Origin of the sequence: Enterovirga sp. GCM10030262, assembly GCF_042666435.1 — a bacterium.
GTDB lineage: Bacteria > Pseudomonadota > Alphaproteobacteria > Sphingomonadales > Sphingomonadaceae > Allosphingosinicella.
The window spans coordinates 575642-601319 of the sequence record NZ_JBHTDC010000002.1; the positions used below are offsets into that span (position 1 = coordinate 575642).

Sequence of the window (25678 nt, forward strand, 5' to 3'; positions counted from 1 at the left end):
TGCTGAAATCCACATGTCGTGCTCGCGGGCTATTTCCCAAATCTTCGGAGGCAGCTAGATTGGCCGATGGCCCGTCGAGCATGACAGGGTGTGGGGAGAGCTTGGATCATGGCGACGCAGAACGGGACCGAGGGTGACGACACGCTGACCGGCGGCGGCGACGGCGACACGCTCAACGGGCTTGGCGGCAGCGACGATCTCGTCGGACTGGCGGGCAACGACATTCTCGACGGCGGCGCCGGCGCGGACCTTATGACGGGCGGCGCGGGCGACGACGATTATGTCGTCGACGACAAGGATGACGTCACCCGGGAAGCCGCCGGTGGCGGCGCGGACGGCGTGACCAGCAGCGCCGAAGGTTATTGCCTGCGCGACGAGATCGAAGAGCTGCTTCTCGCCGGCACGGCCGTTCTCGGCGTCGGCAATGCGGCCGCCAACACGATCACCGGCACGGTTGGGCTCAACCGCCTCAACGGCCGCGGCGGAACCGACACATTGAGGGGCGGCGCCGGCGACGACATCTATGTCGTCCGCAGCGCCGGGGCGGACGACCAGATCGTCGAGCTCGCTAGCCAGGGATCGGACACGATCCGCACCACCATCACCAATTACGCCCTGCCGGCCGAGGTCGAGAATATCCGCCTCGACGGCGTCGCCGATATCGACGCCAAGGGCAATGCCGGCAGGAATTCCCTGTTCGGCAACGAAGGAGACAATCTGCTCGACGGCGGCGCCGGCGCCGACCGCATGGGCGGCCGCGACGGCGACGACCGCTACCTCGTCGACCATGCCGACGACCGCGTCCTCGAAGGCGAGAATGGCGGCCTCGATCGCGTGACCAGCTCCGTCGATTATAATCTCACCACGAATGTCGAGGAAGTTACTCTGGCCGGCGCCGCGATCAGGGCCGTCGGCAACGACCTCGCCAATCGCCTGACCGGCACCGCCGGCAACAACGTCCTCGACGGGCGCGGCGGCAACGACATCATGGCGGGCGGCGCCGGCAACGACGTCTATGTCGTCGATCAGGCCGGCGACCAGATCACCGAGACCGGTGGCGTCGACCGCGTCATCAGCACCGTGACCTTCGTCGTCCCCAGCGGAATCGAGAATCTGACCCTGGCCGGCAGCGCCGCGATCGACGGCACCGGCGACGCCGCCGCCAACACCATCCTCGGCAACGTCGCGGCGAACGTCCTCAAGGGACTTGCCGGCGCCGACCGGCTTGTCGGCCGCGACGGCGACGACGATCTGCACGGTGGGGCCGGGAAGGACGAGCTGCTCGGCGGGCGCGGGCGCGACGATTTCTATTTCGACACCGCGCTCGACGCCGTCAACAACAACGACCAGCTTCCCGATTTCGCGGAGCAGGACGACACGATCCACCTCGATCGCGACATCTTCGCGGCCATCACCTCCAACGGCGTGCTGGGCGCGGCCGCGTTCCATACCGGCGCCACCGCCCAGGCGGCCGACGACCGCATCGTCTTCGACATCGCCACCGGCCAGATTTTCTACGACGCGGACGGCAGCGGCAGCGGCGCCGCCATCCTGTTCGCGACCGTCGACGCGGGAATCATGCTCAGCCACCTGGATTTCGTGGCTTATACCTGATCCGTGTCGTCCCCCGGTACCGCCAGCCGCCCGTCCCAGAAGCCTTCGTAAAAGGCGAGCCACTGGTGCGCCGCCTTGAGCGCGGCCGGATCGATCCTGCAGATATGCGAACGGCCCTCCCTTCGGCGGACGAGCAACCCGGCGGCTTCCAGCACGCGGACATGCTTGGAGGCGGCCGCGAAGGACATGGCGAAAGGGGCGGCGAGCTCGCCGATGCTGCGCTCGTCCAGCGCCAGGCTGCGCAACATCACGCGCCGGGTCGGATCGGCGAGCGCGTGGAATACGGCGTCGAGCGAGGCGGAGCTGGAAGCGGTCACGGATCAAGCCTAGACCGCTAAGACACGATTGGAAACCGGATGGTTGAGCGTCGGGAGCTTCGAGCGCGGCGATCCGTTCTCAATCCGATGGCTACCCAACCCGACCTCATTGGCGCCCGCTCCGGCTTGCCGGAGGGACTCGGCTACCAACCGGACTTCCTCACCCGCGACGAGGAAGCCGCCTTGGCGGAGCAACTGTCCGCCGTCCCCGTGACGCCGTTCGAATTCCAGGGCTTTCTCGGCAAAAGGCGCACGGCCTCGTTCGGGCTCCATTATGCCTTTGACGGCGGCGGGCTGGGCGAGGCCGAACCCATCCCCGCCTTCCTCCTTCCGATCCGCGACCGCGCCGCTCATTTCGCCGGCCTTGCCGCCGAAGCGCTGCGCCATGTGCTCGTCATCGAATATGATATCGGCGCCGGCATCGGCTGGCATCGCGACCGGCCGGAATTCGGCGACGTCGTCGGCATATCGCTGATCGCGCCGGCGCGGCTGCGCTTCCGCCGCAAGCGCGGCTCCGGCTGGGAGCGCGCCTCCCTGATGGCCGAGCCTAGCTCCGCCTACCTCCTGCGCGGCCCGGCGCGAAGCGAGTGGGAGCATAGCATCGCCCCGATGGACCGGCTGCGTTACTCGATCACCTTCCGCAGCCTTCGCGGCCCGGCGCCGGCTACAGGACCGGGATCAAAGCCTCGAAATTGAGGTGGCTGAGCTCCAGTCCGGGAGTCACGCTGGCGAAACCGATCGCGGCGCCGCCGCCATTTCCGTCCGCGTCGTAATAGACGATCCCGGTGGTCGGATCGTAGACGATGCGGTCGTCCGCGTCGTGGGCGGCGGCGCCGGAATGGAATTGCGCTTCGGTGATCGTCCCATCGGTGGCGAACTGGGTGAATATCCTGCGATCGAGGTAGAATTCGTCGTTCGCCACGTCGAAATCCTGGACCTCGTCGATCGGGCTGCCGAGCGGCGTCGCGAAATAATAATGATCGCCCCCGGCGCCGCCGATGAGGAGGTCGGTGCCGCCGCCGCCGAACAGCACGTCGCCGCCGCCGCCGCCTTCCAATATATCGTCGCCCTCGCCTCCGGCGACGACGTTGATGAGATTGTTGCCGATGCCGTGAAAGTCGCCGCTGCCGCCATATTGCAGGATTTCGACCTGATTCGGCAAGGTATAGGTCGACAGGATCGTGGCGATGGCGTCGCGCGTACCGCCACCCGACGCTTCGGTGACGATGTCGCCCGCATCGTCGACCCCATAAATGTCGTTGCCGAGGCCGCCGATCATCGTGTCGGCGCCGGTGCCGCCATCGATGATGTTGGCGGCGCCGTTGCCGGTGATCTTGTTGTTCAGGTCGTTGCCGATGCCGTTGATCGCGCCCGCGCCCGTCAGCACCAATTGCTCGACATGGTTGCCGAGCGTGAAGCTGATCTGGCTGTAGACGCGATCGACCCCGCCGCCGGCGCTCGTTTCGATCGCCTTGTCGCCGGCGTCGTCGACATAATAGAAATCGTTGCCGTTGCCGCCACGCATCGTATCGGCACCGCCGCGTCCGTCCAGCCGGTTGGCGCCCGCATTGCCGGTGATCGCATTGGCAAGCTCGTTGCCGGTCCCTCGCAGGTTCGCGGTCCCCTGCAGGGTCAGATTCTCGAGATTGGAACGGAGCGTATAGTCGATCCGGCTATAAACCCGGTCGTTGCCGCCCCCGCTCGTTTCGATCGCCCGGTCCCCGACGTCGTCGATATAATAAATGTCGTTGCCGAGGCCACCCTTCATCGTGTCGGCGCCGCCGCGGCCGTCCAGCCGATTGGCGCCGGCATGGCCGGTGATGGCGTTGGCGAGCGAATTGCCGGTGCCGCGCACCGCGGCGCCCGACAATATGAGGTCCTCGACATTGGCCGCGAGCGTGTGGTCGATGGTGCTGCGGACGAGATCCCGACCTTGGTTGAGCCTTTCGATCACCCGGTCGCCGACATTGTCGACATAATAAGTGTCGTTGCCGAGGCCGCCCTCCATCCTGTCGGCGCCGGCGCGGCCGTTGATCCTGTCGTCTCCGCCCAGTCCCTTCAGATCGTCGTCGCCAGACGTGCCATTGATGACATCATTGCCTTCGGTTGGATCGGCCACCGGACATCTCCCATGCTTGAGATTGTGTCACGCATACGCAACCACACCGGGCACTCTAAGGCGCCCCACGTCCACTCCTTCGATCGGTTGAACCCCACGACTCGAATTAGCTGTTTCTTACCATGGAATTGGCCGGCGACAGCCCGGAAAATCGCGGGCGCGGTCGGCGTCCCGCGATGGCGCAGCGGCGGGCCGCTAGAGAGAGCGTCCGCGCTGGTGCCGAGCGTGGAGGGCGCTGAGCCAACTGAAATCGAGCGGCTCGAAAAAGGCGAGCCCGACGAGACTCCGCCTGATCCAGCAGATGCGAGCCGTGGCATATTGGTCGGCGTCGAGTTCCAGGCCGACGATCTGGCCCTTCACCACCGGCGCGTCGGTCAGGCCCGAAGCGCCTTTGCACGACAGGGTCTTCATGTGGATGCCGAAGGGGACGATGCCGACGAACAGCCGTACCGAACGGCCGGTGAAATCGTGGCGGATGTCGAGCCGGCGATCCTCGGCAGGTCTCGCCGGGCGGGGGTTCCCAGCCTCCGCCGCCGATCCGTCGCCGCGGAAAATCTTCAGCAAAGATAGCACGAAACCTCCCGCGTCGTGCAGAGCACAGGTCGCGTAAAGATCGATTTAACGAGTGCCCGGCCCGCGGATCAGCTGTAGAAGATATGGACGCCGATCTTGTCGAATTCGTTAAGGCGCCGGCCCCATGAGGGCGACACATAGTCGGCGTGATACCACAGCACATCGGCGGGCACCCTGTCCGCGGCCTCGTCGAGCGCGATCCGCGAGATCGCGACCGCCTTGCGCCAGGCTTGGGAGCCGCGATCCGCCTCGGGGATCCGCCCGGTCGCGTTGACGAAGGAGAATTGCCAGGGCTGGGTCACCACTTCGCAGATCGTCGTCGGATATTGGCCCGAGCCCGCGCGGTTGAGGACGACCTCGGCGACCGCGAGCTGGCCGTCGACCGGCTCGCTGCGCGCCTCGAAATAGACGGCGCCGGCGAGGCATTCCTGCTCGGCATCCTCGATGTCGGCATCGCCATAAGCCGCCACCAGTTCGGCGAGTGTGCGCGGGCGCGGCACCGCGGCGCCGGCCAGCTCGACCATGCGGCCGGCGACGGTGGCGAGGTCGGCCGGCGTGGAGGAATCCGCGCCGTTCCGGCCGACCTCGGCGCGGTCGTTGACGTTGCCGGCGGCGAGGCCGTCGGCATCGATTGTGGCCGCGGCATGCTCGGTGAGGGCATCTACCGCGGGAGCCATATCTATCTTGGAAGCCTGCGAAGGGTCGGCGAACGTGGTGGCCGCCACAAGGGCGACAGCGGCCGCGGCGAAGCCGCCGGCACGAAGCATGTCGATCATCTGGTCTCTAGTCTGTGCGGTCGGCTGATCCCCCGGATGCAGAACGCATCCCGATCGCCCCCCGTCTTGCATGGCCGCGCGCCCTATTGGGTCTTACCGGCGGCCCCCGCTCTTTCGTGAAGTGCTGAGCCTCATCTGGCGGGCCGGCGCCCGATACGCAATCGCCGGAGCCTGTTTTATCGGCGAACCGAACCCATGCCGCGATGGTCCGACGGAACTAATTGATTAGACCGGCTTTTGCTCAGCCCGCGACGAGCTTGACGAAGGCGCTCGACACCCAGCCCGAGCGGCATGGGCCGTCATAAGCGCGGCGCGCGGTGACCGGCGCCGAGACGCCGCAGCCCAGATCGAGCGCGCCGCTGTCGTGGAACACCACCCCCATCCAGCGCTGGTCGTGCGAGCGGGCGCAGACGAAGAAGCGGCTTCCGGCGGCGATCTCGCCCCTTTCGGCGGCGGTATCGAATGGCGCGGCCCTGACGCCAAGTCCGCCGTCGCCCAGATTCCGGGTCGTGCCGGCGGCGTTGCAGGCGGCGAAGCTCGGCCCCAGCTCGCCGATCCGCACCGGCACCGCCTCGGTATCGACCGGCGTCGGCGCCGGCCGCTCCTCGTCGATCGGCTCGGCGAAATGATCGTCCTCAACCGCCTCGCCGCAACCGGCGAGCAGAGCGAGGGACATGAGGAGGGCGCGTCGCATCGGACCCTATTGGCCCGCCCCGCCGCTGAAATCCAGAGCGGGGCTTGCGGAACAGCTTCTTGCGACGGATGTTGCATCGATACGATGCCGATACGGAAAGGATCTTTTGTGACCGCGACCGTCCCCGAAGCCGTTCCGCAGCCCGACACGATCCTGCGCTACAACAATGTCGCCGCCTTCATCCACTGGCTGACGGCGGCACTGGTGCTGACCCAGGTCTATGTCGGCTTCACCTTCCACAATATGGAGCGCGGCCCGGCGCGCGGCGAATGGTTCGAATGGCACAAGACGATCGGCGCCACGATCCTGGTCTTGGCTTTGGTCCGGCTCGCCTGGCGGCTGATGCACAAGCCGCCGCCCTTCCCGGTCGAGCTGCCCCGATGGGAGCGGATCGCCGCCGTCTGGAACCACCGCGCTTTCTATTTCCTGCTGATCGCGCTGCCGCTGACCGGCCTTGCCGCCGTATCGGGTGGCTCCGACGAGGCGACGACGGGCCTGGTCGGAGGATTGCGGCTGCCGCTCATCCCCGGCCTGTCCGAAGGAATGGGCGACGCCTCGGGCGGGATTCACGAATGGCTGGTCAAGATCACCTTGGCGCTGGTGGTCCTCCACGTCGCCGCCGCGCTCAAGCACCAATTCTTCGACCGAAGCCGAGCCGAAGGCCGGATGCCCCCCTTCCGGGAACGCGACGGCACGCCGACGGCGCCGGTCGACTAGCGCTCGTCATTGCGAGCGGAGCGAAGCAATCCAGACCGACCTCTGTGCCAAACTGGATTGCTTCGTCGCTTCGCTCCTCGCAATGACGGAAGGCAGAAGCAATCAGGGGAAACCCATGGCCTATTGGCTGATGAAATCGGAACCCGGCACGTACAGCTGGGACGACCTCGTCCGCGACCGCGCGACCGACTGGGACGGGGTGCGCAACAACGCCGCCCGCCTCCACCTCCGCGCGATGAGACAAGGCGACGAGGCCTTCTTCTACCATAGCGGCGCCGAACGCGCCGTCGTCGGCATCATGCGCGTGACAGGAGAGGGCAAGCCCGACGGCGAGGACGGGGCGTGGGTGAAGGTCCCCGTCGAGCCGGTGCGGCCCCTCGCCGCGGTCACGCTGAAGGCCATCAAGGCCGCGCCCGCCCTCGCGAAGATGGAACTCATCCGCCAATCCCGCCTCTCCGTCAGCCCCGTGCGAGACGATGAGTGGGCGCGGATTCTGGAGATGGCCGGATCATAACCCCGTCCGTCCAGCGCAAGCTGGAATCTCCCTTCAAGCTTCTCTTTGCGTCTTTGCGTGAGACAGACTTCCTTTTTTTGCACGCAAGGACGCGAAGACGAAGAAGAATGAGATTCCAGCTTCCGCTGGAATGACGATCAGAATCAGGCCGCTTGGTCTGCGTTACGCGCCCGCCTCCCCCTCATCCTGAGGAGGGGCTGAGCCTGGCGAAGCATGTCCTGAGCGACGCCGCAGGCGGCGTCGAAGGGACCCGTCTCGAAGTGCCTTCGCCGCCAGCGCCGCAGCATCATATTATTCGGCCCATTCCCAACTCACCGCGTCGGGACGGACTGGCCTGCGCCAGGCACGGCACCCTTCCAGGCTGTCGGCGCAGTGGCCGCAACGAACAGCATGAATCCGATCTGACCGAGGAGGAAAGGACTGGTGGCGGTGTGGATAAGGAATTCGCCTTCGGGAACGTATCGTGCCGTCACGGCGAGGTTATGGATGACGTTCGTGACGATGAGGAGGACCGTGCCCGGAATTCCAAGCTTTGGGCGAATGAACAGAAGAGCCGCGACAAGCGGATCGAGGATCGTCAAGCTGGACCAATAAACGGCGCTCGCCCAACCCACTCCGTTATAATCCCACAAGAGCCCGTGCTGGAGCAAGATGCGGGCGTGGTTGATCCCACCGATCAGGAGGCAGGCAGCCCAAATAGCTCTCACGATCATGCTGCCACGCTTCACAATCGGTTCCTGCGCGGCCGATGGCCGTCGTTCAAGTTGCGTCCGCCGTCATGCCGGTTTCCGCATTGCCACCAGTGAATAAACGTAAGACAGCGCGACCACCGCGCAGATGCATGTCGCCCTCAGATCATCGGGCGAGAGCCAATAAGCGAGATAGCAGCCGACCGCCCGCAAGATCGCGTGGCGCAGACCCACTGGATCGTTGGCTCCCCAGCCATATGGTATCCAGACGATACCCGCGAGAATCGCGACACCGAGCACCAGTATGTCGGGATTGCCGGCGGCGTCGGCGGCGCCGATCACCAGCGGAAACATCAGTCCGATGCCGATGATCGACTGGAAGAACAGCTTGGAGACAGGATTGTCGTCCTTCACGAACGGATTGCGGCCGCGCAACTTCTCGATCGCGAAGGCGAGGGGCAGGATTGCCGCCATGACGTAGACCGCCATCCAACCGACCAGCGCCTTCGGCACGAACAGGGCTGCCATCCCCAGTACCGACCAGACAATCAGGCCCGCAAGCGGCATCGAGATCGTGCTCGTCGCGAGGAAGCGTTCGCGCAGCTCTGCGAGGGAGGTCATTTCGGCACGCTACGGTGAGGCGCAATCGTGTCAATGTCCGATGCACGCCGGAAACCCCGCCGCAGCCGTCTTGGTTCACCCGCCTTTTCCGTCCTTAATATTCGCGGCCGGCCATGCTACCGCCTTGCCGGTGCTGGCGTAAGGGGAGCGAAAAGTTGATCTTCAAATCCGGACTGACCCGTGGATTCCTCGGGCGTTGCTCCCTCCTGGCCGGCCTCGTCGCGGCGGCCGGCGCCGGCGTGGCTCAGGAGGTACCGATCGTTCAGCCCGGCGCGCCCGGCGAGGCGTCGAGGACGCTCAGCCCGGAGCAGGCGGTCCGGATCGCCGACACGCGCTTCTCGCCGGACGACGTTCGGTTCATGCAGGACATGATCGCGCATCATCATCAGGCCGTCCTGATGGCGGCTCTGGTCAAGGACCGGACCAACCGGCAGGCGCTGATCGACGTGGCGGGGCGGATCGCGGCCTCGCAGGCGGACGAGATCGCGTTCATGCGCGGGTGGCTGGGCGAACGGGGCAAGCCCGCGCCCGAGCCCGCCGCCGCTCACGCCACCCACCAGGCCGGCACCATGATGGGCATGGCCACGCCCGAGCAGATGGCCGCGCTCGCCGCGGCGAACGGGCCCGCCTTCGACCGGCTCTTCCTCGAACGGATGATCGCCCATCACGAGGGCGCGGTGAAAATGGTCGAGAAGCTGCTGGAGCAGCCAGGTTCGGCCTATGACCCCATCCTGTTCGAATTCACCAGCGAGGTGACCAACGAACAGCAGGCCGAGATCGACCGCATGAGCGCTTTGCTGGTCGAGCTTTCCAGCGATCCACGTTCCAACTTGGCGGCCGGGCTCGGCAATGCCGGGCAGGCGATCAGCAACCTCACGCTCGTCGCCTCGCTCGCGAAACCGGCGGGCTTCTTCGATCGCGCCAACCCGGCCGGGCTGCCGCCGCCCAAACCCGCCGACGAGGCCGAGGCCAAGAAGGAGGGGGAAAAGCCGAAAGCCGACGAAGCGGAAAGCGACGCCGAGTTCGGCGAACGCTCCCCGCTGCTGAACTTCGCCAATACCGACATGGCCTTTTCCGGCGACCTGCTCGCCGTCGGCAATTATCACGGCTTCAACCTTTACCGATTGGGCGCCGAGGGCGTGCCGAGCCTGGTCAGCTCGGTCGTCTGCCCGGGTGGACAGGGGGACGTCTCGATCGTCGGCGACATCCTCATCATGTCGGTCGAGCAGACGCGCGGCCGGGTCGATTGCGGCCTCCAGGGGGTCGCCAAGGATGTGAGCCCGGAGCGTTTCCGGGGCCTGCGCATCTTCGATATCGGCGACCCGGCGCGGCCGACCCAGGTCGGCCAGGTCCAGACCTGCCGGGGATCGCATACCCATTCGGTGGTGTCCGATCCGAACGCCAGGGACGCGATCATCGTCTATGTTTCGGGCACCTCATCGGTTCGCGACGAGGAAGAGCTGGCGGGCTGCGTCGGCGACGTGCCGGGCGACGAGCGCACCGCCTTGTTCCGCATCGACGTCATCGAGATTCCGCTGGGCGATCCGTCGAAATCGCGGATCATCGACAGCCCCGCCGTGTTCGCCGACGAGGAAACCGGGCGCCTCGCCGGCCTGTGGCTGGGCGGAGACCATGGCGAGGACACGCAGGACACGAGCCGCACCGACCAGTGCCATGATATCACCGTCTTTCCGACCCGCGATCTCGCCGCCGGCGCCTGCTCGGGCAACGGGATCATCTTCGACATCTCCGATCCCCGCAAGCCCAAGCGGATCGACGCCGTGGTCGACGAAGGCTTCGCCTACTGGCATTCGGCAACGTTCAACAATGACGGCACCAAGGTGCTGTTCACCGACGAATGGGGCGGCGGCTCGCGGCCGCGCTGCCGCGTGCAGGACCCCAGGAACTGGGGCGCCAACGCGATCTACGACATCGAGGGCGGCGAGCTCGTCTATCGCGGCCATTACAAGCTGCCCGCCGCGCAGGGGGACGAGGAGAATTGCGTCGCCCATAACGGCTCGATCATCCCGGTTCCGGGCCGCGATATCTTCGCCCAGGCCTGGTATCAGGGCGGGCTGTCGGTGATCGATTTCACCGACTCCGCCAACCCGGTCGAGATCGCCTATTTCGATCGCGGCCCGGTCGATAAGGAGCATCTGGTGCTCGGCGGTTATTGGTCGACCTACTGGTATGACGGCAAGATCTATGGCACCGAGATCGCCCGCGGCCTCGACGTGCTGGCGCTGAAGCCGAGCCAGTATCTGACCGCGAACGAGATCGCGGCGGCGGCGCTCGCCGACCAAGGCGGGGTGTTCAATCCCCAGCAGCAGTTTCCGGTGACCTGGCCCGACCATCCCCTGGTGGCGCTCGCTTATGTCGACCAGCTCCGGCGCGGGCAGAAGCTGCCGCCGGCGATGATCGCGGACCTCACCGCCGCGCTGGACCGGGCGCGATCGCGCATCGACGCCGGCCAGGACGACCCCGCGCTGGCGGAGAATGTGGAATCGCTGGCGGCAAGGCTGGGAGATTCGGGCGAGGCAGGGATGGAAGACAGGAAATCGGCGCTTCGGGAAACCCTGACTGGAATAGCCGGAAAGCTCCGCTGACGAGGGGAGTGCCCGTCAAGAGGATTGCCAGTTCTTCGATAATCTTTTCAGCGTCATTGTCCCGGCAAGAGACGCCCGATTCTTGGCGCTTGCATCACTCAAGCCGTCTGGCACTCATGGCGTGGCACTCTCCAGTGCGCCTACGAGGAGACATTCGATGCGCGACCTTTACAACGACGAACTGCAATATGTGAGCGGCGCCGGTTGCTCGCCCTGCCCGCCCAGCTGCCCGCCGACCAAGGGCAAGGGCAAGAAGGGCAATAACGGCTTCGGCAACGGCGCCGACGCGAACACCGCCGCGCCCGGCAACTCGGGCAAGACCGGTGGCGGCAAGGAAGGCAGCGTCGGCGACCACCGCGGTCCCCGCTAAGCGCCACGTCGCCACGAGCGATTGGAAAGGGGCGGTGTTTACCGCCCCTTTTTCATGTTCGCGGTCCCCGGCCTCACCGGCGCGCGTCGATCCCGACGCGTCGGCTCCGGGCGGCCGGCGACAGCGCCCCGTCCTTCAGCTCGAACACGAGATGCGCGCGCTCGACGAGCAGCGGCCGGTGGGCGATGACGATCCGGGTGATCGGAAGCTGCGAGATCATCGCGCCGACCGCGCGCTCATTCTCTTCGTCCAGGTTTGCGGTTCCTTCGTCGAGGAACAAGGCATCGGGATCCCGATACAGAGCGCGCGCGAGCATCACCCGCTGCCGCTGGCCCGACGAGAGCGCCGCCCCCATGTCGCCGATGAGGCTCTGATAATCCATCGGCATCGCGAGGATGGTGTCGTGGATGGAGGCGAGGCGCGCCGCCGTCTCGATCCTTTTGTCGTTGGGACGGTCGTCGAAGAAGGAAATGTTGTCCGCCAGCGTGCCCGTCAGGAGGTGATCGTCCTGGAGTACGGCGCCGATCCGCGCGCGCCAGGCGGCGGTCGACGCCGGCGTCAGCGGCATTCCGTCGATCAGCAGCTTGCCCGAAGTCGGCTCGAGCAGGCCGAGCAGGATTCGCATCAAGGTCGTCTTGCCCACCCCCGACGCGCCAACGATGGCGGCGAAGCTGCCGCCTGGTATCTCGAAATTCATGTCGCGCAGGATCGGCGGCTCAGACGGCGAATAAGAGAAAGTGAGCCCCTCCGCGCGGATCGAGGGCGCCGTTTGGGGGCCGGGCCTGGGCGTCGCCGCGGCGATCCGCTCCCGGGGATGGGCGACGATGTCGGAAAGCCGCTCCAGATGCACCGACAGCAAGCGGTAATTCTCGCCATGATCGAACAAGGACGTGGCACTGGCAATGAAGCTGGCGCGGTAGGCGAGGAAGGCGACCAGCATGCCGACCGTCATGTCGTTGCCGATGACCGCGCCGGCGGCGATATAGACGGTGATGAGCAGTTGAAGGCCGAACAGCAGATCTTCAACGAGCTGCGTCCCGATCCTGAAGCGCTGCTCGCGATAATCGGCCGAGACAACCGCAGCATAGCGGTTGCGCCAGCCATTTTCGCGCATCGCCTCGTGGACGTGGAGCTTGATCGACCGGATCGCGCGGATGCTCTCCATGAGGAAGGTCTCCTCATTGGCCCGGCACACGATCTCCTCTTCGGTATGGCGGCGAAGCGTCGGATAGACGGCCAGCCGGAACAGCATGTAGACGAAAGTGGTGCCGAGCACGAACAGCATCAGCTCGACGCTGAGCAACGCCATCACGACCAGAGTCGTGATCGCCAGAGCGGCGTCGATGACGGCGTTGACGAGCCCGGTCGTGAGCAGCACCTGGATGGGCTGGATCGATCGGATCCGCGACATCAGGTCGCCGACATGGCGGCTCTCGAAATAGCTCATCGGCAGGCGGACGAGGTGGCGGAAGACATTGCCGCCGAGCTGGAACGAGATCGACTGGCCTAGGGTCAGGACGACCCAGGACCGAAGCCCCTGGAGCAGGCCGTTGATCACGTAGACGACACCGAACCCCACCGCCAGCAGCGCGAGCAGGCTCGCATCGCTCTGGCCGATCGCCTCGTCGATCGTCAGCTGCAGGAAGAACGGGATGGCGAGGACGGTGAGCTGGAGCAGCAGGGACAGGCAGAGCAGCTGAACGGTCGCGCCGCGATAATTGGCGAGCCGGCTCCACAGATCGCTGAGACGGGTGGCGACGCGCGCCTTGACCGGCTTGAAGTCCGCGCTCGGCGTCAGCTCTAGCGCGACACCGGTGAAGTGCCGGCTCAGCTTGTCGAGGCCGAGGCGGCGTCGTCCCATCGCCGGATCGAGGATGGTCGCCTCGCCGCCCCGAAGCTTTTCGAGCACGACGAAATGGTTGAGGTCCCAGTGAAGCACGGCTGGCAATTGGAGCTGCGCCAGCTCGTCCAGCTCCAGCCGCACCCCGCGCGGCGAGAGGTCGAGATCGGCCGCGACGTTGATGAGGTCGGCGATCGTCGCGCCCTTCATCGAAGACGGGAAGCGCCGGCGCAGCCCGCCTATGTTGACGTCATGGCCATGATGGCTCGCGATCATCGCGAGGCACGCTAGGCCGCATTCGGCCGCTTCCGACTGCATCATCACCGGCATTCCGCCGGCCCACGGCCATTCGAAGCTCATCGCCGGATGCCGCGCAGAATGGGATCGAGGAACACTTCCCACAGCGACCGCCGCTCCAGCATCAGATTGGCCGACAGGGTCATGCCCGCCCGGAGCGATCGTCCCGCGAACGCCTGTTCGACTACGGTCGGATCGATCGCCACCCGGACGCGAAAGACCGGTTCGGTGATGCCGAGGCCGGGAGCTAGCGCCGACGGATCGATCGGCACGCGCGACACATCAACGACCGCGCCGCGCCCGGCGCCATATTTCTGATAGGGGAAGGCGTCGAAATAGAGGCGGACCTCCTGCCCCGGCTTGACGAATCCGACGGCTCGCGACGGCGCGTAGAGCTGGATTTCGAGGCTGCTGTCTCGCGGCACGACCGTCGCAAGCGGGGTATCCGGCTGCGCGCGCAGGCCCGGCCGCGCGACGATCTCGCCGACGATTCCCGACACCGGAGCGGTCAGCACGAGCCGGTCGAGCCGCGACAAGGTCGCCGTCTGCTCGGCGAGCGCCGCCCGGCGGGCCGCTATCTCCGATTGCGACTGGCTGGTGCCGATCCGCCGCGCGGCGATCTGAGCATCGACCGCGCGCAGCGTTTCGCGCTCGCTGATGATCCGTTCGTCGATTTCCTCGAGCGCGAGGCGGCGCGACAGCAAGGCGGCGCGGCTCTCCTCGACCTGCCGCTGCGTTCCCGCGCCCTCCTCGGCGAGGCGAATTGTCCGCCGGCTGTCCGACTGGGCCAGCGCGATCTGGCTCGCGGTAAGCTCCCGCTGACGCTGGAGCGACGCGACGGTGGCGGCGAGGCTCGATTTCTGCTGGCGCAACGCGCTGGTCTCCGCCGATCCCAGATCGGCCGCGAGCGCCTGCTGACGGGCCAGTTCCATATCCTGCCGGCTCAGTTCGGCCAGCCGCCCCGCGACCCCTTCGCCGCTGCTGTCACGCCCCTGCGTCATGGAGAGGGTGACGAGGGGAGCGCCCTTTTCCACGAACGCGCCTTCGGCCACATGGACCGCGCGCACTTCGGCGCTCGCCGGCGCGAAAACCCGGCCGATCGCGCCGGCATAAGCGACGTTGCCCCGAACCTGCACCCGGCTCGAATATTGCCCGACGACCAGCAGCAGGACCATCGCCGCGACCACCGCGCCGAGCAGGATCGTGTACAGGCGCGAGCCCGGGGGCACGGCCGCGACCACCGCTCCCGTCAGGCGCTCCCGCTTCGCCTCGATCACTTCTTGCCGGAAAAGCCTGGTGGCCATGGATGATGCCGTCGTCCCTGCGATTTTGCCGGCCGATGCTAGCGGCGAAGTCTCAAAGCAGAGTTAAGGGCGCGCGAACCACGATGCGCCGGCCGGCGGGCTTTCCTCATCCTTAACCCTCGGCGGCTAAGGTCCGGGCCGCTTCGACAAGCTCCCTGTCGACGGCGCGAACGGATGACGAGATATTGAGGTGACCGCCAGTTCTTCCCATCGTCGCCGCGCGGCCTGGCTGTGCGTCCTGGCCGCCGGCGCTTCCGGCTGCGCTCCGAACATCGCCCTCGCGCCGACGCCTGCCGTTTCTTCCGGCGAATGGCGGGCGGCCCGTTCGCCGCTCGCGGCGGCCTCCGTGGATACGGGATGGGCGGCTTTCGGATCGCCCACCTTGAACGGCCTCATCGCGCGCGCCCGCGCGGCGAACACCGATGTCCGGGTGGCGACCGCCCGGATCGTCCAGGCGCGGGGAGACTTGAAGGTCGCCCGCTCGGCGAGCCTCCCGACCGTCGTCGCCGCCGCCTCCGCCGGCGCGCTGACGGGCGGCGACGGAGAGCTTTTCGACCGGCGGGACGAAGCGCTCGGCCTCGATGTCGCCTACGAGCTGGATCTGTTCGGATATGCGAAGGCCGGCAGCCGCTCGGCCCGCGCGCGGCTGGCGGCCTCGGGCCATGATCGCGACGCGGTCGCGCTGGCGGTGGAGAGCGATGTCGCCCGCGCCTTCTTCCAGTTCAGCGCGCTTTCGGGCCAGCTCGACCTGCTCGGCCGCGCGCTCGACAATGCGCGCGAGCTCGACAGGATCATCGGGGTCCGGGTCCGAGAAGGGATCGCCACCCGCTACGACAGCGGATTGCAGGCCGTCGAGGTGACCCGCATCGAGACGGAGATTTCGCGCCTCGCCGAAGCGCGGGACCGCACCCGAAACGCGCTGGCGGTGCTGGTCGGAGAGGAGGCACCCTCGTTCGACGTCGAGGCCGACGCGCTCACGACGCTCGCGCCACCGATGTTCGCGCCGTCGCAGCCGGCCGAATTGGTGTCGCGCCGTCCCGACGTGAGAGCGGCGGAGGCCCGCATCGCGGCGGCGAACGGCGATGTCGCCCGGGCCCGCGCGGCGTTCCTCCCCGGCCTCCGCATCTCGGCGGGAGCGATATTCGAAGGCGCGGCGGGCGGACCCGTCGGCCTCGCGCTCTCGACCGGTTCCAGCCTGCTCGCCTCGATCTTCGACGGCGGCCGCCTCAAGGGCAACCTCCTGAGCGCCGGCGGCGCCCAGCAGGAGGCGGCGGAGACGTATCGCAAGGCCTTGCTGGTCTCGCTCGCCGACGCCGAGGATGCGATGACCGGGCTCGACCGGTCGCGCCATCGCGAAATGCTGCTGCGCGAGACGTTGAGCATCGCCCACGAGACCGCGAGGATCGCGCGTCGCCAATATGTCGAGGGCGCGGCCGATCTGCAGATGGTGCTGGATGCGGAGCGCAACGCCCTGGACGTGGAGAATGCCCACATATTGGCGGTCCAGGACCGACTGAATGCCGCGGTCGACCTGTTCAAGGCGGTCGGCGGCCATCCGGTGGCAACGCCCGGGGCCATCGCGGGCCAGGCGCGCCCTCCGGAGGACGCGACGCCGCCGTCGCTCACCTCGTCCGGCCGAGGTTCAGGTTCATGAAGGGACTCCCGATGCAGGTTCGAAAGCAGGATCAGGCCGCCGGGTTCGACCTCAATCCCGATCTGGACATAGAAGGGCTTGCCGCCGCTTATGCCGCCACCGGGCGAGTCCGCATCCACCGCTTCCTCGCCGAGGAAGGCCTTCCGGAATTTTACGACAATCTGTGCGGGCGCGACGATTGGTGGCATCTGATGAACGGCCCCGACGGGATCGTCGAGATCGACCGCGCGATGCGGGCCACCATGAGCGAGGCCGACCGCCGGCGGCTCGACGACATGGTCGACGCGGGCGCGCGCACCGGTTTCCAGTATCGCTACGAAGGCCTGCGCGTGCCCGAGGGCCGGGCCGACCCCGCGATGGGCGCCGACCCGCTCGACGCCTTCGCGGACCTGATGTCGAGCGAGCCGATGCTGAAGGTCCTGCGCGTCATCACCGGCTGCGGCGCGCTTTCCTTCACCGACGGGCAGGCGACCGCTTATGGACCCGGCGACTTCCTCACCCGCCACGACGACGACGTCCCCGGCAAGAACCGGGTGGCCGCCTATGTCTTCGGCCTCACCCCGAACTGGCGGCCCGAATGGGGCGGCATCCTGACGTTCCACGGATCGCCGCTCGAACCGGTGATCGGGCACGTCCCGCGCTTCAACACGCTCGACCTGTTCGCCGTCCCGCAGGATCACAGCGTCTCCTACGTGAGCCCGGCCGCGCCCCGCCGCCGCTTCGCGGTGACAGGCTGGCTGCGAACCGGCGAGCGCTGATGAGACCCTCCGGTCACTCCGGCAGGTAGAATTGCGTGACCATGCAATAGAGCATCGGGATGGACAGCACGAAATTGATGCGCGACGCGATCATCGCGGTGCGCGCCGATTTCGCCTTGGCTTCGTCATCCGCCGGCTTGAGGCCCAGCGCCTTCTTCTGGTTCGGCCAGATGACGAACCACACGTTCGCCGCCATGATGAGCCCCAGCCACATGCCGAGTCCGATCACCCGATAGCCCTGCTCGAAGGCGAGCGCCGGCATCAGGTAGCGCCCGGTCGGGTTGGTCTCGGCCAGCGCCACGCCCAGGATCACCGTCGCCAGCGCCGACCAGCGGAACCAGAACAGGGCTTCGGGCGCGATATATTTGGAGACGCCGCCCTTCAGTTCGGCCGGCACCTTGGGCATGGTCGGAATCTGGACCATGTTGAAATAATAAAGCAGGCCGATCCACAGCACGCCGGCGATGACGTGGAAGAAGCGCAGCCACCAATGGGCATAATCGCCCTCGCCCATCGCGTCGCCATGGAGGCCGAACATCGTCGCCAGCAGCAGGACGATGCCAAGCGCCAGCGCGAGATTGAGGTTGCCGAATATCCTGCCCATCACCGATCCCCCTTTTGATTATGCGAGGCGCAATCTATCGTTCCTGATCCGCAATGATAAGCCCCAAGCGAGTGTTCCGATGACCAAGCCGGTCCTTTACGATTATTTCCGCTCCTCCGCCGCCTACCGCGTCCGCATCGCCCTGAACCTCAAGGGGATCGACTATGAAAGCGTGCCGGTGAACCTCGCCGAAGGGGCGCAGAAGGAGGCCGGCTATCGCGCCCGCAACCCGCAGGGCTTCGTGCCGATGCTGGAGATGGAGGGGCAGCGCCTGACCCAGAGCCTCGCCATCATCGACTGGCTCGACGCGACCGTCCCGGAGCCGCGCCTCGTCCCCGCCGATCCGGCGGATCGCGCTCATGCCATGGCGCTGGCGCTGGCCATCGCCTCCGACATCCATCCGCTCAACAACCTTCGCGTGCTCAAATATCTCGGCGGACCGCTCGGCCAGGATGAGGAGACGCGGAACGCCTGGTACGCTCATTGGATCGCCGAAGGCTTCGCGGCGCTGGAGATGCTGGCGGCGGCGCGGGCCAGCCGCTTCCTGTTCGGCGACGCGCCCGGCATCGCCGACGTCTGCCTCGTCCCCCAGATGTTCAACGCCCGCCGCTTTGCCGTTCCGCTGGACGATTTCCCGACATTGCTGCGCGCCGATGCCGAAGCGTGCCAACTCGGCGCGTTCGCCGCCGCCCATCCCGACAAGGTCGCATCCGTCGGCGCGGCGCGCTAGAGCGGGCTGCGGTTACATTGAATCGTCACCCTGAACTTGTTTCAGGGTCCACCTACCCACCAGTTGCGTGGCTCGGATATGGATGCTGAAACGAGTTCAGCATGACGAGATGGTGCAATCCAAACTCATCATGCCCTAAGAAGTAGCGAGGAGACAAAAGCATGGGCAGGATCGACGCGATCGGAAAGAGCATGGCCGATGTGAAGGCATTGTCGGCGATCGAAATCCCCAGCCTGGAGGGCCGGGTGAGCGCGGAGGAGTGGAAGATCCGCGTCGATCTCGCCGCCGCTTACCGGCTGGTCGCGCATTACGGCTGGGACGATCTCATCTTCACCCATCTCTCCGCGCGGGTGCCGGGGCCGGAGCATCATTTCCTGCTCAACCCCTATCAATTGATGTTCGAGGAAGTGACCGCCTCGTCGCTGGTCAAGGTCGACATGAGCGGCAATCCGGTCGGCGAGACGCCCTTCATCACCAACGCCGCCGGCTTCACCATCCACTCCGCGCTGCACATGGCGCGCGAGGACGCGCAGGCGGTGATGCACCTCCACACGCCGCATGGCCAGGCGGTGTCGGCCCATGCCGAGGGCCTGCTGCCGCTGACCCAGACGGCGATGCTGATCCGCGAGGACGTCGCCTATCACGATTATGAAGGCGTCGCCGTCGACCTCGACGAACGCGAGCGGCTCGTCGCCGACATCGGCGACAAGGGCGCGATGCTGCTCAGGAACCACGGCACGCTGACCGTCGGCGAGACGGTCGGCGAGGCCTTCGTCCGCCTCTATTTCCTGGAGCGCGCCTGCCAGGCCCAGATCCTCGCTCTGTCCGCCGGCGAGGGCAACCTCAACAATCCACCCCAGGGCGCGCCGGAAGTGACCGCCCAGCAGGGCAGGATGGGCCTCAAGATGGCGGCGGGCGCCCTCGCCTGGCCCGCCTTGCTGCGGAAGGCGTACAGGCTAGACCCGACCTTCGCGAGCTAGGATCGCTCATAGTCGGAGATTTTCCGGTTCCCCGGCGAAAGCCGGGGTCCAGCTACGGCCTCGGAAACTGGGCCCCGGCGTTCGCCGGGGAACGACAGCGCTGGAAACGAATTCCAGGCCTTGAGGGCATGATGAGTTTGGATTGCACCATCTCGTCATGCTGAACTTGTTTCAGCATCCATTCCCGAGCCACATGCCGCGCGAGTAGGTGGACCCTGAAACGAGTTCAGGGTGACGATTGAATGTAACCGCATCCCGCTTCAAATGATCTCATCCTCGTCGAGCAGCCGCTCCGTCTCGGCCGCCCGGCCCAGAGTCTCGTAATGCTCGCCGAGCTTGGACGCATTCTCGACATTGGCGATGTGGAACAAGGCGTCCCCCTGGTTGACGGCGGGGATGTTGGCGCGGCCGATGACGATGCCGGCCATGCTCGCCTTCACATCCGTCTCGCGCTCGCCATAAGGGTCGGCGACGACGCCGATGCGCTCGCCGGCCGCGACATGGTCGCCGATCTGCTTGAACGGCCGGAAGATGCCGCTCTCCTCGGCCCGGACCCAGCGGCTGCTGGTCGACAGCACCGGCGCCGGCCCGCGCCGGCCGCGCCGCCTGGCGATCATGCCGAGATGAGCCATCACCCGGAGCACGCCGCGCATGCCGACGCTGACCGAAAGCTCGTCGACGCGCAGCCCCTCGCCGGCTTCATAGACGATCACCGGCACGCCCCGATCCTGCGCCGCCTTCCTCAGCGACCCTTCGCGGTGGCCACTATGGACGATGATCGGCGCGCCGAACGCCTGGGCGAGGCGGTAGGCGGGCTCGCGGTGGCTGTCGACGCGGATCTGCGGCAGGTTGGAACGGTGGATGGCGGCGCTGTGGAGGTCGATGCCGTAGTCGCTCCGCGCCACCACTTCGGCGAGGAATATGTAAGCCAGCTGCGCGGCGAGCGATCCCCTGGGGCTGCCGGGAAAGCTCCGGTTGAGGTCGCGCCGGTCGGGAAGGTAGCGGCTGTGGCCGATGAAGCCGAAGGCATTGACGATCGGCACCATCAGCAGGGTGCCGCGGGCCAGAACCAGCGCCTTGGACGCGAGCAGCCGCCGGCAGATGGCGACGCCGGTCAGCTCGTCGCCATGGACCGCGGCGCTGACGAACAGCGTCGGCCCCTCGCGCCGGCCGTGGATGACGCAGACCGGAAGCGCCATCGGCGTGCGGTTGGCGAGCGCGCTCATCGGCAGGTCGACGAGCCGGCGCTCGCCCGGCGCCACCTCTTCTCCACCGATGCTGAACGCGGCCCGCGCCAATCCTAGCCCTTCCCCTTCGTCCTGGTCTTGCCAGGCTCGGCATTGTTTTCGACAAACTGGACGATCTTGGCGGCGACGTCCACGCCCGTCGCCTGCTCGACGCCCTCCAGACCCGGCGAGGAGTTCACTTCCATCACCACCGGGCCATGATTGGAGCGCAGCATGTCGACGCCGCAGACGTTGAGGCCCATGGCCTTGGCCGCGCCGATCGCCGTCGCGCGCTCCTGCGGCGTGATCTTGATCGGCCGCGCGGAGCCGCCGCGATGCAGGTTCGATCGGAAGTCGCCCTCCTTGCCCTTGCGCATCATCGACGCAACCACCTTCTCGCCGACCACGATACAGCGAATATCCTCGCCATTGGCCTCCTCGACATATTCCTGGACGAGGATGTTGGTGTTCACCCCGCCGAACGCCTGGATGATGCTCTCGGCGGCCTTGGGAGTCTCGCCGAGCACGACACCGATGCCCTGCGTGCCCTCCAGCAGCTTGATGACGACGGGCGCGCCGCCCGCCAGGCGGACGATGTCCTCGGCGTTGGAGGTCTTGTGCGCGAAGACGGTGACGGGGAGCCCAATCCCCTTGCGCGACAGGAGCTGGAGGCTCCTCAACTTGTCGCGCGAGCGGGCGATGGCGACCGATTCGTTGACGCAATAGACGCGCATCATCTCGAACTGCCGCACCACGGCGGTGCCGAAGAAGGTGACCGACGCGCCGATCCGGGGGACGACCGCGTCGTAGCCGGTCAGCGCCCGGCCCTGATAATGGATCTTGGGCCGGTGCGATGCGATGTCGATGGTACAGCGCAGATGGTCGATCGTGTCGATCTCATGCCCCCGCGCCCGCGCCGCCTCGATGATGCGCTGGTGCGAATAAAGCTGCGGGCTGCGGCAGAGCAAGGCGATCTTCATGGGGAAATAGTGTCCAGGCTTTCGATGACGGCGGGATGACGTTCGGAGAGGCGGAAGGAGCGCCCCGGATCGATGACGAACCGGCGCCGAATCGCCTCGCGTCCGAGCAGCATCCGAAAGCCCATCACGTCGCGCGAAGCCAGGGTCAACTCGATCCGCCACTCGGTGGCGCCGAGCCGTGCCGGGGTCTCGATCACGATCCTCTTCTCGGCCTCGCCATTGGAGCTGCGCACCCAGCGTTCGTCCTTGACCGGCGCGACGGCGGCGATCTCGGGAACGGCATGGCGCTGGATGGGATGGAGCAGGAATTCGACCCAGGGCGCGCCGCCCTCGGTGAAGCGCCGCGTGCCGAAGCTGTGCAGCGACGAGGTCCGGGCGCCGCTGTCGATCTTGGCCTTGATCGGCAATTCGAGGAGCGCGGGGAGTTGCACCCATTCGCGCCATCCGATCACCGGTCGTTCGCGCTTCACGGCATGTCCTTCCGACGCTGACGACCCCTTTATCAGCTTGAGCCGGCGTTTGAAAAGCGCGGGCGCTCGCCGGCGGATCGTCGACGCGGGTGATGATTCCGGCTATGGAATCCTGCCCCCGGCCCCAGCCCGGGCGCCCGTAAGCTTCGCATTCCCTCGTTCAGATGGAGAAGCGACCCATGGCCACGTTCACCGGCACCGACGCGAACGAATCTATCACACCCCAGTCCGTCTCCGCCTCGGTGACGACGAGCGGCGGATCCGTCCCCTCGTCGGCGGTCGACATGATCGATGCCGGCGGCGGGAACGATCATGTCAATGGCGGCGGCGGCAATGATTCGATCTTTCTGGGCGCGGGAGACGACTCGGTCCAGTGGGTCGCCGGCGAAGGCAGCGACCTTGTCGAGGGCGGCACCGGTTTCGACGCGTTGCGGACTCTCGCCTTCAATCCGTCCGAGGATATCGAGATCACCGCCAACGGCACGCGCGGCCGGTTCAGGAGCGGCGTCGAGTTTCTCGACCTTGACGGTATCGAATCGATTGATTTTCAGGCCGGAGGGTCCGTGAACGGCGCCGACACGATCGAGATCGGCGACCTCGACGGCACCGCGATCCAGCGCATCCAATTGTACCTGTCGGCCAGCCAGGTCGATCCCGTTCCTGACAATGGCGCCGACAACGTGATCCTCAGCGCCGGCGACGGGTTCGACACGATCACTTTGGCCTATCAAAACACCAACCCCTCGATCCTCACCGTCTTCGGGCTGGGCCAGACGGTGGAAATATATAGCGGCGGCGTCACCGACCGCCTGACGATCAATGGCGGCGGCGGGATCGACGTCATCGACGGCTCCGCCATTCCGTCCGGCGCGATGCTGCTGACCCTGAACGGCGGCGCGGCGAACGACTTCCTTACCGGCGGGCGCGGCGCGGACACGCTGGATGGCGGCGACGGCAACGACGTTCTGGACGGCGGCATCGGCGCGGACCTCCTCATCGCCGGCGCCCATAACGATACCGTCACGGGGCGCGACGGAGATGATGTGGCTCTGCTCGGGGACGGCTCCGACCGGTTCATTTGGCGGCCGGGCGATGATAATGATGTGATCGAAGGACAAGGCGGGTCCGATACGGTCGAGTTCCAGGGCTCCGGCGTCGGCGAGACTGTCGAGATTTCGGCCAATGGCGCGCGCACGCTTCTATCTCGCGACGTGGCCGCGGTCTCGATGGACATGGATGGCGTCGAGCTGATCGATTATTTCGCGCTCGGCGGGGCCGACACGGTCATCGTCGGCAACCTCGCGGGCACCGAAGTCGTCAAGGTCAATGTCCACCTGGAAGCCGCGCAAGGCGGCAATGCGGGTGACAATCAGCAGGATATGGTGCGCCTCAACGGCGGCGAGGCGGCCGATACGGTCGCCGTGCGCGGTTTCGACAACGCGATCGGCGTCGAGGGCCTGGCGGCCATCGTGGAAATCTTCAATCCGGAGGCGAGCGACCGGCTCGTCGTCGCGGGCAATGGCGGGAACGACGTCATCAGGGCGGGGACGATGCGCTCCGCGCTGACCATCGACGGCGGCGCCGGCGACGACATATTGATGGGCGGCGCCGGCCGCGACCTGCTGATCGGCGGCCTCGACACCGACAGGGTGGAATATACCGACTCGACCCGCGCGGTGTCGGTCAATTTGGTCTCCCAGAGCGGCTTTGGCGGATTCGCGCAGGGAGATACGTTGAGCGGAATCGAGGATGTCACCGGCTCGGCCTTCGCCGACATATTGAATGGCAACATCCTCGGTAACCTGCTCGCTGGCGGCGGCGGCGGCGACCAGCTTTATGGCGGCGGCGGCGCGGACCGGCTGATCGGCGGCGCCGGCGCGGACTTGAGCGACGGCGGATCGGGCGACGACCTCCATTACGTCAATTCCGTCGCCGACGAAGTCGTCGAAGCCGTCGGCGAGGGCCTGAAGGACCGGGTGCTGGCCAGCGTCGACTATGCGCTGGCCGCCGGCGCCGAGGTGGAATTGCTGTCGACGGACAAGAATGGTGGCACGCTGGCGATCGACCTCACCGGCAATGCATTCGCCAACCGGATCACCGGCAATGCCGGCTTGAACCGGCTCGACGGTGACGGCGGCGACGATACGCTCATCGGGCTCGGCGGCGACGACCGGCTGGACGGGGGAGCGGGCGCCGACCGCAGCCAGGGAGGAACGGGCGACGACATCCACTTCGTCGACGATTCCGGCGATGTCGTCGTCGAGCGCGCCGGCGAAGGCGCCGACCGTATCTTCGCCAGCGCCAGCTATGTGCTGGGCGCCACGGCGGCGGTGGAGATATTGTCCACGGACAGCGCTGGCGGGACGGCGGCGATCGACTTGACCGGCAACAATCTCGACAACCGCATCATCGGCAATGGCGGCGCGAACAACCTGGCGGGGCGGGGCGGGAGCGACGTGGTGGCCGGGGGCGCCGGCAACGACCGCCTGAACGGCGGCGCCGGCATCGACAGGACGGATGGCGGGGCGGGCGACGACGTTCACTTTATCGACAATGCCGGCGATATCGTCGTCGAAGCGGCGGGCGGGGGCGCCGACCGCGTCCTCGCCAGTGTCAGCTATACGCTCGCGGCCGGCGTGGAGGTCGAACAGCTGACCACTGCCAGCAGCGCCGGGACCGACGCCATCGCGCTCACCGGCAACGCCTTCGGCAACCGGATCGTCGGCAATGCCGGCGGCAATATCCTGTCCGGCAGGGGCGGCGCCGACATGCTGGTCGGCGGCGGCGGCGTCGATCGCTTCCTGTTCGCCTCGCCGTCGGATTCCGGCATCGGCGCGGCGCGCGACCTGATCGAAGATTTCGAAGGCGGCGGCGCGGCCGGCGGCGACGTGATCGACGTCAGCGGGATCGATGCGATCACCGGCGGGGGCGACGATGCGTTCGCATTCATCGGCAATGCCGCCTTCAGCGCCGCCGGGCAGCTTCGCATCGTCTTCCTCGCCGACAGCAACGAGACGGTGATCCTCGGCAATATAGACGCCGATGCAAACGCCGAATTCCAGATCGCGCTGAGCGGTAATGTGAGCCTGTCGGACCCGGGGGACTTCAACTTCTGATCGGCGGACAAGGTTCGACGCGAATCGATATCTGTCGTAAGAAGCCCTGCCCTCGCCCCACCGGGCGGTCCGAGTCCCGCTTGCCTTAGTCAATGCTGGAGGATCGATC

General features: G+C 66.7%; 24 protein-coding genes. 11 read left to right on the forward strand and 13 right to left on the reverse strand.

Going from position 1 to position 25678, the window contains the following annotated elements; translation table 11 throughout:
• Nucleotides 1–108: 108 nt before the first annotated feature.
• Complete coding sequence (locus ACFQRC_RS12030) at nt 109–1614, forward strand: calcium-binding protein (protein WP_379961531.1); 1506 nt, start codon at nt 109–111, stop codon at nt 1612–1614.
• On the opposite strand, the gene ACFQRC_RS12035 is transcribed toward ACFQRC_RS12030, so the two are convergent.
• Nucleotides 1605–1931, reverse strand: coding sequence for an ArsR/SmtB family transcription factor (locus ACFQRC_RS12035; RefSeq protein WP_379961533.1), 327 nt, complete (start codon nt 1929–1931; stop codon nt 1605–1607). The two genes, ACFQRC_RS12030 and ACFQRC_RS12035, sit on opposite strands and share 10 nt — an antisense overlap.
• An 87-nt stretch (nt 1932–2018) precedes the next feature.
• Between ACFQRC_RS12035 and ACFQRC_RS12040 the strand changes: the two genes are divergently transcribed.
• Nucleotides 2019–2627: an alpha-ketoglutarate-dependent dioxygenase AlkB gene (locus ACFQRC_RS12040; protein ID WP_379961535.1), complete on the forward strand. Its 609-nt coding sequence runs from the start codon at nt 2019–2021 to the stop codon at nt 2625–2627.
• On the opposite strand, the gene ACFQRC_RS12045 is transcribed toward ACFQRC_RS12040, so the two are convergent.
• The 4 genes from ACFQRC_RS12045 to ACFQRC_RS12060 all read right to left on the reverse strand — a co-directional run bounded on the left by ACFQRC_RS12045 (nt 2596) and on the right by ACFQRC_RS12060 (nt 6093).
• Nucleotides 2596–4050 carry a calcium-binding protein gene (locus ACFQRC_RS12045; RefSeq protein ID WP_379961537.1) on the reverse strand — a complete coding sequence of 485 codons (1455 nt, stop codon included), beginning with the start codon at nt 4048–4050 and terminating at the stop codon, nt 2596–2598. The two genes, ACFQRC_RS12040 and ACFQRC_RS12045, sit on opposite strands and share 32 nt — an antisense overlap.
• Before the next feature lie 195 nt (nt 4051–4245).
• On the reverse strand, nt 4246–4623 hold the full coding sequence (locus tag ACFQRC_RS12050) for a hypothetical protein (protein ID WP_379961539.1): 378 nt from the start codon (nt 4621–4623) through the stop codon (nt 4246–4248).
• 68 nt (nt 4624–4691) lie between these two features.
• Nucleotides 4692–5399 (reverse strand): cell wall hydrolase, encoded by a 708-nt coding sequence (locus ACFQRC_RS12055; RefSeq protein ID WP_379961541.1) that lies wholly within the window; start codon nt 5397–5399, stop codon nt 4692–4694.
• A gap of 241 nt (nt 5400–5640) precedes the next feature.
• Nucleotides 5641–6093, reverse strand: coding sequence for a hypothetical protein (locus tag ACFQRC_RS12060; protein ID WP_379961543.1), 453 nt, complete (start codon nt 6091–6093; stop codon nt 5641–5643).
• A 108-nt stretch (nt 6094–6201) separates the two neighbouring features.
• Between ACFQRC_RS12060 and ACFQRC_RS12065 the strand changes: the two genes are divergently transcribed.
• Both ACFQRC_RS12065 and ACFQRC_RS12070 read left to right on the forward strand, forming a co-directional pair.
• Nucleotides 6202–6810 (forward strand): cytochrome b, encoded by a 609-nt coding sequence (locus ACFQRC_RS12065; RefSeq protein ID WP_379961545.1) that lies wholly within the window; start codon nt 6202–6204, stop codon nt 6808–6810.
• A 115-nt stretch (nt 6811–6925) separates the two neighbouring features.
• Complete coding sequence (locus tag ACFQRC_RS12070) at nt 6926–7324, forward strand: EVE domain-containing protein (RefSeq protein ID WP_379961547.1); 399 nt, start codon at nt 6926–6928, stop codon at nt 7322–7324.
• 311 nt (nt 7325–7635) lie between these two features.
• Here ACFQRC_RS12070 and ACFQRC_RS12075 read toward each other — a convergent pair whose 3' ends face one another.
• Together ACFQRC_RS12075 and ACFQRC_RS12080 are read right to left on the reverse strand one after the other, a co-directional pair.
• On the reverse strand, nt 7636–8052 hold the full coding sequence (locus ACFQRC_RS12075; RefSeq protein ID WP_379961549.1) for a hypothetical protein: 417 nt from the start codon (nt 8050–8052) through the stop codon (nt 7636–7638).
• A 48-nt stretch (nt 8053–8100) separates the two neighbouring features.
• Nucleotides 8101–8634 carry a DUF7010 family protein gene (locus ACFQRC_RS12080; protein WP_379961551.1) on the reverse strand — a complete coding sequence of 178 codons (534 nt, stop codon included), beginning with the start codon at nt 8632–8634 and terminating at the stop codon, nt 8101–8103.
• A 155-nt stretch (nt 8635–8789) separates the two neighbouring features.
• On the opposite strand from ACFQRC_RS12080, the gene ACFQRC_RS12085 reads away from it, so the two are divergent.
• Both ACFQRC_RS12085 and ACFQRC_RS12090 read left to right on the forward strand, forming a co-directional pair.
• A complete protein-coding gene (locus ACFQRC_RS12085) occupies nt 8790–11240 on the forward strand; it encodes a DUF305 domain-containing protein (protein WP_379961553.1) in 2451 nt (816 codons plus the stop codon).
• Nucleotides 11241–11397: 157 nt separating this feature from the next.
• Nucleotides 11398–11610 carry a hypothetical protein gene (locus ACFQRC_RS12090; protein ID WP_379961555.1) on the forward strand — a complete coding sequence of 71 codons (213 nt, stop codon included), beginning with the start codon at nt 11398–11400 and terminating at the stop codon, nt 11608–11610.
• 73 nt (nt 11611–11683) lie between these two features.
• On the opposite strand, the gene ACFQRC_RS12095 is transcribed toward ACFQRC_RS12090, so the two are convergent.
• Complete coding sequence (locus ACFQRC_RS12095; protein ID WP_379961557.1) at nt 11684–13810, reverse strand: peptidase domain-containing ABC transporter; 2127 nt, start codon at nt 13808–13810, stop codon at nt 11684–11686.
• A complete protein-coding gene (locus ACFQRC_RS12100; protein ID WP_379961559.1) occupies nt 13807–15051 on the reverse strand; it encodes an HlyD family secretion protein in 1245 nt (414 codons plus the stop codon). Before ACFQRC_RS12100 ends, ACFQRC_RS12095 begins: the two co-directional genes overlap by 4 nt.
• A gap of 190 nt (nt 15052–15241) precedes the next feature.
• On the opposite strand from ACFQRC_RS12100, the gene ACFQRC_RS12105 reads away from it, so the two are divergent.
• Nucleotides 15242–16705: an efflux transporter outer membrane subunit gene (locus ACFQRC_RS12105; RefSeq protein ID WP_379961561.1), complete on the forward strand. Its 1464-nt coding sequence runs from the start codon at nt 15242–15244 to the stop codon at nt 16703–16705.
• A gap of 11 nt (nt 16706–16716) precedes the next feature.
• Complete coding sequence (locus tag ACFQRC_RS12110) at nt 16717–17463, forward strand: 2OG-Fe(II) oxygenase (RefSeq protein ID WP_379961563.1); 747 nt, start codon at nt 16717–16719, stop codon at nt 17461–17463.
• Nucleotides 17464–17476: 13 nt separating this feature from the next.
• Here ACFQRC_RS12110 and ACFQRC_RS12115 read toward each other — a convergent pair whose 3' ends face one another.
• On the reverse strand, nt 17477–18067 hold the full coding sequence (locus ACFQRC_RS12115; protein WP_379961565.1) for a urate hydroxylase PuuD: 591 nt from the start codon (nt 18065–18067) through the stop codon (nt 17477–17479).
• 79 nt (nt 18068–18146) lie between these two features.
• On the opposite strand from ACFQRC_RS12115, the gene maiA reads away from it, so the two are divergent.
• Together maiA and ACFQRC_RS12125 are read left to right on the forward strand one after the other, a co-directional pair.
• Entirely contained in the window at nt 18147–18797 is a 651-nt protein-coding gene (maiA, locus tag ACFQRC_RS12120) for a maleylacetoacetate isomerase (protein WP_379961567.1), read from the forward strand.
• Nucleotides 18798–18958: 161 nt separating this feature from the next.
• A complete protein-coding gene (locus ACFQRC_RS12125) occupies nt 18959–19777 on the forward strand; it encodes a class II aldolase/adducin family protein (RefSeq protein ID WP_379961569.1) in 819 nt (272 codons plus the stop codon).
• 260 nt (nt 19778–20037) lie between these two features.
• On the opposite strand, the gene ACFQRC_RS12130 is transcribed toward ACFQRC_RS12125, so the two are convergent.
• The 3 genes from ACFQRC_RS12130 to ACFQRC_RS12140 are packed head-to-tail and all read right to left on the reverse strand — an operon-like array spanning nt 20038 to nt 22453.
• Nucleotides 20038–21075 (reverse strand): succinylglutamate desuccinylase/aspartoacylase family protein, encoded by a 1038-nt coding sequence (locus ACFQRC_RS12130; RefSeq protein ID WP_379961571.1) that lies wholly within the window; start codon nt 21073–21075, stop codon nt 20038–20040.
• Between the two features lie 2 nt (nt 21076–21077).
• Nucleotides 21078–21983 carry a 30S ribosomal protein S6--L-glutamate ligase gene (gene rimK, locus ACFQRC_RS12135; RefSeq protein WP_379961573.1) on the reverse strand — a complete coding sequence of 302 codons (906 nt, stop codon included), beginning with the start codon at nt 21981–21983 and terminating at the stop codon, nt 21078–21080.
• Nucleotides 21980–22453, reverse strand: a complete 474-nt coding sequence (locus ACFQRC_RS12140) for an ATP-dependent zinc protease (RefSeq protein WP_379961575.1) — start codon at nt 22451–22453, stop codon at nt 21980–21982. Before ACFQRC_RS12140 ends, rimK begins: the two co-directional genes overlap by 4 nt.
• Before the next feature lie 179 nt (nt 22454–22632).
• Here ACFQRC_RS12140 and ACFQRC_RS12145 point away from each other — a divergent pair, with 179 nt between their 5' ends.
• On the forward strand, nt 22633–25569 hold the full coding sequence (locus ACFQRC_RS12145; RefSeq protein WP_379961577.1) for a beta strand repeat-containing protein: 2937 nt from the start codon (nt 22633–22635) through the stop codon (nt 25567–25569).
• The last annotated feature ends 109 nt before the right edge of the window (nt 25570–25678 follow it).